This is a genomic window from Candidatus Macondimonas diazotrophica, from assembly GCF_004684205.1.
GTDB classification, from domain to species: domain Bacteria; phylum Pseudomonadota; class Gammaproteobacteria; order UBA5335; family UBA5335; genus Macondimonas; species Macondimonas diazotrophica.
This window is the reverse complement of sequence record NZ_SRIO01000010.1, coordinates 98,399-108,597: the sequence shown is the minus strand read 5'-3', so window position 1 is coordinate 108,597 and position 10,199 is coordinate 98,399. Positions and strand designations below refer to the sequence as shown.

Below are 10,199 nucleotides of genomic sequence, written 5' to 3'. Positions count from 1 at the left end.
TCCGCTTGAAGGCGACTTTCTGCTATGCCTCGCCGACAGACCCGCAGGATGCTGTTGCATATACGAGGGCAGGCTTGGAGATCGTGTTTCGACCCAGCGACAAGAAGATGAAGAAAGGTAAAGCCAACGCCGAAACGAAGGGGTTTTTCGACATGAAGAAGTACGCCACAGAGAAGGAGCGCCGTTCCGACATGGGCAAGTGGGAGACGGTTCTGCACGGCAATAAGTCCATGCGGGGCAGTAGTCTCGACAACCCTGTGTTCGACATCCACTACAACGCACGCGAAGCTGGTGGGCCGACGACGAGCGCCGAGAAGATCCGCTACGCCTTGATCATTACCGTTGAGGCACCCAAGCACGCAGACCTTTACAACGACATCTTGCGCGCTTACGCGAAGACGCTTGTGCCCATTCAGCCGAAGGTCACCCTTCCGGTACGTGTGTAGTGGCCGTTACGGGGGAGGGCGCCACCTCTACGACCGAATTTGAAGAAGGAAAACCGTTGTGATCAGCAACCAAGAGTGCCCATTTGGAGGAAGGCGATCGTGTTGATCACAGGATCTTCGGGTTCGGTACGGTCGATAGGGTGTCGGTAGCTGTTGTTCGTCCCGATATGCGGAGTCCAGGTGGTATCCGTGATGCTGGCTGGAGCATCCCGGTGCGATGGGATGACGTCAAGCGGACTGCGGGGTTGGTCATGCACGACGCCCTGCGCAAAATTGAAACGCCTGACTCTCGTCCGTTAGGCTATTGGGATAGCCTACTGGCAACCTTTGCTAAAAGATTGGCTAGCTGTGCCGCGAGGGGTCGAGGTAGCCGTAGCTGGATTCTGTCTTGCCCCAGAGTCTGCTGACATAGCAAGGGTTTTGGATGCACAGCGAAAGACGTTTGAAGCGATGCAGCGATTCTGGGAACAGGAGAGAGCAGGGGAGCACCCGTAGCCACTGTGGGATTGACCCGTCAGGCTGTAAATGTGTCGCTGATGCAGCATTCCCAGTCCCGTATCCTTCGGATTGATTGATGATGGTGTTGCCAGAGTTGCTGCCACGCAAATCGCTTCATCTCCCGCGCCAGAAAAAGATGCGCGCTTCTTAGGGTGAAATTGCCGGTACTGTTGCAGCTGCAAGAGGCACCGAGTTGGCCAGCCTGAGGGTTAGGGTTCCTCCCGGCAACTCGGTTGAAGCGCTGGCGGGCAACCCCAAGCGGCGGCACAGCGTCCGGATCCAACGACCCGTGGTGTCTCTGTGTTTCGGCTGAAAGGAGAGGACGGCGCACATCAGCTGGCTACCACGAGGAGCAGGCAATTGCGGAATTTCTCGACGAAATCCTGCTGGAAGCATTCATGAAGCTGAGGGGCATCACCGCCTGCCAACTCGCGGCAGACATCGACGTCTCACCCAGCCGCATCGTTGAACCTGTCAACGGCCGCTGTCCCATCACCGCCGATACTGCGCTGCGCTTGGTCATCCACTTCGGCATGGACGCGCGATTCCGGATGACCCTGCAAACGGAATGCGACATGCGCGTCGCGTCGCGCGAGCTGAAGGATAAGATCGTGCCGCCAATTCGGGTGCATGAGCACCGTTCGGCCTGACGTGTACCACCATGACCGAGAACGGGGCATCCACACAGCCCACCGCCTGCCCGGTGCTTGATCCGTGAAGCGCCGAGGTTCTTTCGATCGACCGACAACGCTGCCGATGGCACGCGCCATTCAAAGACAAAGCAGCCGAGCCTTTTTCGTCTCAACGGGTAAATGCCGCTGAATGCCTAGAGATCGAACAGGCTATTCGTGACCTCGCGGAGCGGCCCATGGAATCTGCTGAGCTTCCCTGCGCCTTATCTCAGGCGACGCGCTAAAGACTTCACGCCGCCGAGCGACTGCACATCGAGCAGTCGCCAAGGTCGCGCACCACCTGGGCACGGGAAGAGGGCTTCGGTCTGGCGTTGTTGTCCGCATGACACGAAGCGCCTTACATGATCCGCGCTGGTGAGTGGCGATGTCCACAAGGCCAATGGGCGAGTCTTCGACGTGCGCATCACCGGCACGGCGACGCCCGGTCTGCGCCGAGTCCGAGCGTCGCATCCATTGCGGTGGCGGCTTTACGCCACGTACCGGGGCGCTGGCGTTCCGACCTGCGTGGCGCCGAATAGAGCGGACCGGGCCTGCTCGTAAGTGGTCCAGACGCTGGTGTCGTGGACCGAGGGGAGCGTGACTGCCTCACCCTGATCGAAACCGGCAAGCGCCGCATCGACCAGCTGCTCGGTCGTCATTACCACCGCGGGATCGAACGCCGACAGGGGAATGCCGGCTTGATCGTAGAATTCGGTGGCCGTGCCAGCGGGCAGTACGGCCTGAACCCGCACGCCGGTATTCGCCAGTTCCTCCTGAAGCCCACGCGTGAACATCAGCGCGTAGCTTTTCGTGGCGCTATAGAGTGTCGTGACCGGAAGCGCGTGGAAGGCCATGACCGACGCAATGTTGATGATTGCGCCAGAGCGGCGTTTCAGAAAGGCCGGAAGAACCGCGCGGGTGAGCCGGGTGGGAGCGACGACGTTGAGCGCGATCGTTGCCGCTGCGTCCGCGTCCGACATGTCTGCGGTGCTGCAGAGCTTGCCGTTGCCAGCGTTGTTCACCAGAAGCCCGATCCGCTCGTCGGTGCGCAGCAGGTCTTCGACCCGGCCAAGTCCGGCTTCGGTTGTGAGATCGGCCTGCATCGGATGGGCTGCGATGCCGTGCGCCGCGGACAGGGTGTGCACCAGCTGGTGCAGTCGTTCCATTCTGCGGGCGACCAGCACGAGATCATGGCCGCGACTGGCGAGTCGATCGGCATAGACGGCGCCGATTCCGGAGGACGCACCGGTCACGACGGCGATGGGATTGGCTGACGACATGGGAATACCTCCATGTTGTTTAATGGTCATTAAATTATGGGTTCGTTGACTGGCTCTGTCAAAGGTTATTTAATGATAATTATGGAACAGGGCATGAAACGATCAGGAGGCAGGCCACGACGCTTCGACCGGGACGCCGCATTGGAAACGGCGATGCGGCTCTTCTGGCGTCACGGCTATGAAGGGGTCTCGTTTCAGCAGCTCACCACCGCACTGGGCGTCGCCGCGCCCAGTCTGTACGCTGCATTCGGCAACAAGGCGTCGCTCTATCGGGAGGCGCTGGATCGTTACGCCGCAATGCGTGGCGCCTCTGACCTTTCGTTCATGGATGAAGCCCTGTCTCTTCGCGAGGCGGTGCGCCTGCTGCTGGAGGGAACGGCGCAAGGTCTGGTCGACCCCAAAGGCGAAATTGGCTGCATGCTCAACACCGGCATGATCGCCAGCCATCCGGATCATGCCGATCTGGCGCATGAGCTGGCGCAGCGGCGCCGAGCGTTCCGCGAGCTGTTGGCGGCAAAATTGTGTCAGTGGGTCGGGCCGGTGCGTGCGCAAAGATTATCGCGTTACATCGTTGCGGTCATGCAGGGCTTGGCCATCCAGGCGCGAGACGGCTACAGCCTCGAGGAACTTCGAGAGGTGGTCAGCGAGGCGCTGGATGCGATTCCGGTATCGCCATAACCACGGATTGACACGGCGGAACACGATGATGTCGTGACCCATTGACACGGGCAGCGCTGACTCTCGGGATCGAGAGGATCGCCACTTCTCCGAAGTCAGGCGGTATTCCGATCAATTGGGGGTGCTCACCATGGGGGTAACATCCGTTTGATTTCGATCCGGACGATTCTCTTTCCCTGAAAATGCGGCGCGCTGCGGCCACGTCTGGTTGAGGCTGTTTCGAACCGATCCAGCCAAAGCGGCTGCCCATCGGGCCTGTGCGCCCTGACGGTCACGGACCAAGTATCGAGGATGACATCGATTTCGGCCCGAGTCACGGCAACCTTGCTTTTACGATTCCCGCGTCCGATGCGTTCATGGAGCAGATCATGCTCAGCGATGATCGGGAGCCGTGAGTGCGAAGCTCGGCGTGCGTCTGGCTATTGCGCGCGGGACGGAACAGCGTGGAATCGCTTGAAAATCCGTTCCTGCGAATCCCGTAGGCGGTGTTTATGCGGCCAACAGAGCACAACGATGCGTCGGCTCTCAGTTGATCTCGATTCTTCCCGGGTTGCGTTGGCCACATGAGTTAACGCCCGCCGCCCGATCATCGCCGACAAGGCACCATGAACGGCCGCCGTTTTCAGCGTGCTTTCGCCGTAGCGCGACGGGAGCGGAACCCTTCAAACCGCCTCCGAGTAGGGGCCCCGCAGTCTGGTGAGACGGCCAGCGCGTTGGCGGGCGGGGACGAACCCACCCGGAGCGGGGAAGGCCCCATTCTCGAATTCTCGAAACGGCTCCCGCAAGTTCAACGTAGATTCCGGTAAAGACCGGGCTCTGCCCCATTGCTCCGGCGACGAGTGCGTCTCGCACGCGGATACGCGCCAGATTCGGTGAGGGGTGTCGAAGCCCATCGGGATGGCCGGCCGCGGTGCCGGTCCAGCGCGTCCGACCGGGTTTGGCGCGCAACACGGCCCTGAATGCCAATGGTGATGCGGCGACTTGGGCCGTCTGCCGATTGCCGGCATGGACCGTGTCGTTTTCGGCGCGCTGCGGCCAAGCAATATTCACGCCATGGTCGCTTACCGATCCGTGGGCTGATCGGTCGGGTGAGGTCTCGTATCGGAAGAATTCCCCATGCCATGGCATGCCCGCTGGACTCGGGCGCGCTGTCCGCCAAGTTGAGGGGCGGGTCCGAATCGGGATGCCTGGATTGTGGCCAATCTTACCGGAAATTCAGTGATCCTTGGCGGCTCGCTGCCCCATTCTGGTGCGCTCGCCCCATTCTGGTTGCCGGTTTTTTCGGGGCCGAAGTGGCACGTCCACAGGATTCGGGTTTCCGCCGGTCGGCTCAGCAAAGCATTGCCTTGTCAGGGCCTTTTATCTGTGGTCATCATGTGGCCATGGTCGATGTGACACAGGACAACATAGCCACCCAGAGCTGGGGGAGCCTGTTGGAATCTGCGGTGCAGCTGCGTCATGCACTGCACCGGCGCCCCGAGTTGCCTTGGCACGAGCGGGGCACGGCAATCATCATCCGCGAGCATCTCAGCGCCGCGGGCATCCGCTGGCGCGAATGTGCCGATACCGGCACCGTGGCCACTTTGGCGCCCAATGCCAGCGGCGATCCCATTGCCCTGCGGGCCGACATTGATGCCCTGCCTATTCACGAACAGGCTGCGGTGGATTACCGCTCCGAGCACATCGGGTGTATGCATGCCTGCGGCCACGATGGCCATACAGCAACCCTGTTTGCCGCACTCTGGTGGCTGAAAAAGCACGAGGACCGGTTGCCTGCCCCGGTGGTGGTGTTGTTCCAGCCGGCCGAGGAAGGCGGCCACGGCGCGCGACGCATGATCGAGGACGGCGCACTGCAAGGAGTGTCCTGTATCTACGGCTGGCACAACTGGCCCGCGATTCCTTACGGCAAGGCCGTGTGTCCCGATGGCCCGGTGATGTCGGCCAACGGAACCTTCCAGATCAGGGTGATGGGGCAGGGCGGGCACGCCAGCCAGCCGGAAAAATGTCGGGATCCGGTGCTGGCGGCATCCGCCATTACCCTGTCGCTGCAACAGCTGGTGAGCCGGCGGCTGCCTCCCCAGGCCGCGGCCGTGGTCAGCGTGACGAGTATCGATGCCAGAAGCGCCGAAACCGTCATTCCCGATCAGGCAAGCATCGGCGGCAGCATCCGGCTGGCGCGCGACGGGTATCGCCCGACAGTCGAGGCGCTGATTCACAGCACTGCCATGGAAACCGCCCGGGCCTATGGCGTCGAGGCCCAGGTGACGGTGTTGCCGCGCTATGGCGCCACCATCAACCACGCCACGGCCGCCGGGGCGTACCGCACGGCGCTGGCCGAGGAGTTCGGCGCCCAATGGCAGTGCCAGGACACCTTGCTGCCGATCATGGCCAGCGAGGACTTCAGCTATTACCTCAAAGAGATTCCAGGTGCCTACGCCCTGGTGGGGGCGGATGATGGCGCGGGCCATGACCTGCCCTGTCACAGCCCACGCTACGTGTTCAACGATCATTTGATTCGGCACATGGGCCGGGTCTATGCACGACTGGCCGGTGCTCCGGTGCCGGATTGACCGGCATCCTGAGCGAATCCGGATCACCCGGGGACCGCGTCACTGACCGAGGAGGCCGAAAGATGGAAGTGTTTGGGCGTTGGGAGTCGGAGATTCGCGGGTACTGCCGCGCCTACCCCACGGTGTTCGTGTCGTCTTCGAATGCTCGGCAGGGGGACGAGCAGGGCAAGTCATTCATCGATTTCTTTGCGGGTGCCGGGGTACTGAACTTCGGGCACAACAATCCGCGCATGAAAGCGGCGATTGTGGAATACATCCAGCAGGATGGCATCACCCACAGCCTCGACATGTACACGCAGGCCAAGCGTGCATTCATCGAAACCTTCGTCGAGGTGATCCTGCAGCCGCGCGGCTGGGATCATCGTCTGCAGTTCATGGGGCCCACTGGGACCAATGCGGTGGAAGCCGCCCTGAAACTGGCGCGGCGGGTCACCGGTCGTCCAAACGTGGTGGCCTTTCACAAGGGCTTCCACGGCATGACGCTAGGTTCCCTGGCGCTGACGGCGAACAGCTATTTCCGCGGCGCGGCGGGTGTGCCGTTGAACCATGTCATGCATGTGCCGTTCGGGTGCGAGACCCCGTGTGCCGATTGCCAGCTGGGTTGCGGCATGGATTCGCTGAACGCGTTGCGGGCGCGTTTCCAGGATTCGTCCTCCGGGTTGGCGCCACCGGCCGCGTTCGTGGTGGAGGCGATCCAGGCCGAGGGTGGCGTCAATGTCGCCAGCGAAGTCTGGCTCCAGGGCGTTCAGCAGCTGGCCAGTGATCTCGGTGCCTTGTTCATCATCGACGACATCCAGGCCGGTTGCGGCCGGACCGGAAATTACTTCAGCTTCGACGGCATGGGTCTGGCGCCCGACATCGTCTGCCTGGCCAAGGGACTGGGCGGCTTCGGTACACCGATTGCCATGAATCTGGTCAAGCCGGAACACGATGCACACTGGTCGCCGGGTGAGCACACCGGCACCTTTCGCGGCCAGAACCTGTCGTTCGTGGCCGGCCGGATCGGGCTCGAGTACTTCCGTGATGGGGAACTGCTGACCGCGGTGCGGCGCAAGGGCGGGGTCCTGCGCGAAGCACTGCAGGGGCTGGCGAGCCGCTATCGCCGTCTCGGGTTTCAGGTGCGCGGCAAGGGCATGATGCAGGCCATCGACCTGCGGGACGGCGCACTGGCTAAACGGGTGGCAGGCAACTGTTTCAAGCTGGGGCTGATCATCGGGCCCTGCGGAACCGGTGGAAAAGTGATCAAGCTGATTCCGCCGCTGACGATTCCGGATGACGACCTGCAGGCGGGGCTGGAATTGCTGGCGCGCGCCATCGACCAGGCAGTGGAGGCAGCATGAAAGTTCGTGACGATATGACCTTCCCGTTCGCGGAATACGAACGGCGTATCAATGCGCTCCGCCAGCGCATGAAGGAGCGTCTGCTGGACGCTGTGGTGATCACCGACCCCGAAAATCTGATGTACCTGACGGATTATCAGACCACGGGCTACTCGTTCTTTCAGGCGCTGGTGGTGCCGCTGGAGGGGGAGCCCTTCATGATCACCCGTGAGCTGGAGGCAACCAATGTCTATCACCGCACCTGGCTGGAAATCGCGCGGCCCTATCCGGATACCGGTGATCCGATCCAGGCGCTGGTGCAGAGCCTGCGTGAGTTTGGGCTCAAGAATAAGTGCATCGGATATGAGCGCAACAGCTATTTCTTCCCCGCCTATCATCAGGATGCCATTCATACCACCTTCACCGAAGGCCGGTTGCTGGATTGCTTCGGCATTGTCGAGGAAGGCCGGATCTGCAAGTCCGAGGTCGAACTGGACGTGATGCGCAAGGCGGCCATGGCGACTCAAGCCGGTATGAAGGCCGGCATCGAAGCCTGCCGCGCCGGGGTCACGGAAAACGAGATTGCCGCCGAAATCAGCGCCGCCATGTTCAAGGCCGGCGGCGAGGCGCCGGCAGTGATGCCCTATGTGGCGTCCGGGCCGCGCACGCTGATCGGCCATGCCACCTGGGAAGGGCGCACCGTCCAGCCCGGCGAACATGTATTCCTGGAAGTGGGCGGCTGCTATCGCCGTTACCACACGGCCATGATGCGCACGGTGGTGCTGGATCACCTGTCCGATTCCCTGTGCAAGGCCCAGGAGCGCATGCGATTGGCACTGAAGGAAGCCCACAAGGCCATTCGCCCCGGTATTACCGTGTCGGATGCGGACAACCTGATTCGCCAGATCATCACCGACAACGATGTGGGCGCGCGACTGATTACGCGCTCGGGCTATTCCATCGGTATCGCGTTCCCGCCGAGCTGGGATGAGGGTTACGTGATCAGTCTCAAGCAGGGCAATTCCTCGATTCTGCGCAAGGGTATGACCTTTCATCTGATTCCCTGGATGTGGGCGGTGGATGGCGACAAAACGGTCGGGATATCCGACACCATCTATGTCACCGACGATGGCTGTGAGTCGTTCTTCGATATGGAACAGTGCATTCACAGCAAGCCCAAGCCGGCACAGGCGAAACTGCCCGGTCCGGCCAAGGCCGCCACTGCCTGACCCTCAGCAGGGATGGCCGGCACCAAGGAGCGTTCCATGTTGATGACCACCGACCCGACCACCGGCAAGCTGACCCGCCAGACGGCACCGCTGGATTCACCGGGACTGGACGCCGCCATCGGCCGGGCGCATTCGGCCAGCCGGGAATGGCGCGCGATGTCGTTCGCGGAGCGAGCGAATGTGTTGAGGAATGTGGCGCAATATCTGCGCGAGCACACCGAAGCGCTGGCCCCGCTCATGACCGAAGAGATGGGTAAACCCATCAAGGAGGCACGCGGTGAAGTGGCCAAGGCAGCCTGGTGCGCCGAGCATTATGCGGAACATGCCGAGCAGTATCTGGCGCGGCAGGTGATCGAGTCGGATGCCACACTCAGTTACGTCCAGTTTCTGCCGCTCGGCGTGGTGTTGGGTATCCTGCCCTGGAACGCCCCGTTCTGGCTGGCCTTCCGCTTCTGCGCCCCGGCGCTGATGGCCGGCAACACCTGCCTGATGAAGCACGATCCGCACGTGCAGGCCTGCGCGGCCGCGATTGCCGGCGTGTTCGATGCCGTCGGTGCGCCGCCGGCCATTCTCCAGAATCTGGCGCTGGCCAACGATCAGGTGGAGCGGGTGATTCGGGACCGGCGTGTGCAGGCGGTGTCCTTCACCGGCTCCAGCGCAGCCGGTGCCAAAGTGGCTGCGGTTGCGGCTTCGGAAATCAAGCCTGCCGTGCTGGAACTGGGGGGTTCCGACCCTTGCCTGATTCTGTCGGATGCCGATCTGGACAAGGCCGCCGAGGTGGTGACGCTGTCGCGGATCATCAACGCCGGGCAGTCCTGCATCGCCGCCAAGCGCATCATTGTCGAGGCGCCGGTCTACGACGCATTCATCGACAAACTGGCCACGCGCCTGTCGGCGCTGAAGCTGGGCGACCCACGGGCAGAAAGCACCGACGTGGGCCCCATCGCCCGGCCGGATCTGCGCGATAACCTGCACCGTCAGGTGCGGCAAACCATTGATGCCGGAGCGCGCTGTCTGCTCGGTGGCGAGATGCCCGAGGGCGATGGATTTTTCTATCCGGTGACCCTGCTGGTGGATGTCACGCCGGGCATGGCGGCGAGTTGCGAGGAAACCTTCGGCCCGGTGGCGGTGGTGATGAAGGCGGATGATGCGGAGCAGGCGCTCGCGATGGCCAATGACAGCGATTACGGTCTGGCGGGCAGTGTCTGGACCCGCACCGAGCGCGGCGAGGCGCTGGCGCGGCGCATGGAGACCGGCCAGGTGTCCGTCAATGGCATCGTCAAGACCGATCCGCGTCTGCCCAGCGGGGGCATCAAGCGTTCCGGTGTGGGGCGCGAATTGGGCGCGCATGGCATTCATGAGTTCGTCAACGCGCAGCAGGTCTGGATCGGTCCGGTGAAGGGCTAGTCCGGCGCTGGCTCGTGCGGCCTGATCGAGGCACTCCGTCAGGTTTGATCGGCCATTGTCCGACAGGAGCCTGATGAGGTCTCATGGGTCGCGTGCCGGAC

At 62.4% G+C, this 10,199-nt stretch carries 7 protein-coding genes and 1 pseudogene; 7 read left to right on the top strand and 1 reads right to left on the bottom strand.

Going from position 1 to position 10,199, the window contains the following annotated elements; all coding sequences use genetic code 11:
• Window positions 1-446: pseudogene (locus E4680_RS08960) on the top strand (peptidase S8 and S53, subtilisin, kexin, sedolisin); the annotation flags it as partial.
• 731 nt (window positions 447-1,177) lie between these two features.
• Window positions 1,178-1,594: a HigA family addiction module antitoxin gene (locus tag E4680_RS14295; RefSeq protein WP_205688861.1), complete on the top strand. Its 417-nt coding sequence runs from the start codon at window positions 1,178-1,180 to the stop codon at window positions 1,592-1,594.
• A gap of 509 nt (window positions 1,595-2,103) precedes the next feature.
• On the opposite strand, the gene E4680_RS08950 is transcribed toward E4680_RS14295, so the two are convergent.
• Window positions 2,104-2,895: an SDR family NAD(P)-dependent oxidoreductase gene (locus E4680_RS08950; RefSeq protein ID WP_205688859.1), complete on the bottom strand. Its 792-nt coding sequence runs from the start codon at window positions 2,893-2,895 to the stop codon at window positions 2,104-2,106.
• 93 nt (window positions 2,896-2,988) lie between these two features.
• Here E4680_RS08950 and E4680_RS08945 point away from each other — a divergent pair, with 93 nt between their 5' ends.
• The 5 genes from E4680_RS08945 (at window position 2,989) to E4680_RS08925 (ending at window position 10,098) form a co-directional block, all read left to right on the top strand.
• Window positions 2,989-3,573, top strand: a complete 585-nt coding sequence (locus E4680_RS08945; protein WP_135282062.1) for a TetR/AcrR family transcriptional regulator — start codon at window positions 2,989-2,991, stop codon at window positions 3,571-3,573.
• Window positions 3,574-4,955: 1,382 nt separating this feature from the next.
• On the top strand, window positions 4,956-6,143 hold the full coding sequence (gene doeB2, locus E4680_RS08940) for a N(2)-acetyl-L-2,4-diaminobutanoate deacetylase DoeB2 (RefSeq protein ID WP_135282061.1): 1,188 nt from the start codon (window positions 4,956-4,958) through the stop codon (window positions 6,141-6,143).
• 62 nt (window positions 6,144-6,205) lie between these two features.
• Window positions 6,206-7,483, top strand: a complete 1,278-nt coding sequence (locus tag E4680_RS08935; protein ID WP_135282060.1) for an aspartate aminotransferase family protein — start codon at window positions 6,206-6,208, stop codon at window positions 7,481-7,483.
• Window positions 7,480-8,691: an ectoine hydrolase gene (gene doeA / locus E4680_RS08930; protein WP_135282059.1), complete on the top strand. Its 1,212-nt coding sequence runs from the start codon at window positions 7,480-7,482 to the stop codon at window positions 8,689-8,691. Before E4680_RS08935 ends, doeA begins: the two co-directional genes overlap by 4 nt.
• A 36-nt stretch (window positions 8,692-8,727) precedes the next feature.
• Window positions 8,728-10,098, top strand: a complete 1,371-nt coding sequence (locus E4680_RS08925; RefSeq protein ID WP_135282058.1) for an NAD-dependent succinate-semialdehyde dehydrogenase — start codon at window positions 8,728-8,730, stop codon at window positions 10,096-10,098.
• Window positions 10,099-10,199 lie beyond the last annotated feature (101 nt).

Bases quoted from the DNA above. Each gene is read 5' to 3' on its own strand.
- E4680_RS08950 (WP_205688859.1), bottom strand. From the start codon at position 2,895: ATGTCGTCAGCCAATCCCATCGCCGTCGTGACCGGTGCGTCCTCCGGA.
- E4680_RS08935 (WP_135282060.1), top strand. From the start codon at position 6,206: ATGGAAGTGTTTGGGCGTTGGGAGTCGGAGATTCGCGGGTACTGCCGC.
- doeB2 (WP_135282061.1), top strand. From the start codon at position 4,956: ATGGTCGATGTGACACAGGACAACATAGCCACCCAGAGCTGGGGGAGC.
- doeA (WP_135282059.1), top strand. From the start codon at position 7,480: ATGAAAGTTCGTGACGATATGACCTTCCCGTTCGCGGAATACGAACGG.
- E4680_RS08945 (WP_135282062.1), top strand. From the start codon at position 2,989: ATGAAACGATCAGGAGGCAGGCCACGACGCTTCGACCGGGACGCCGCA.
- E4680_RS08925 (WP_135282058.1), top strand. From the start codon at position 8,728: ATGTTGATGACCACCGACCCGACCACCGGCAAGCTGACCCGCCAGACG.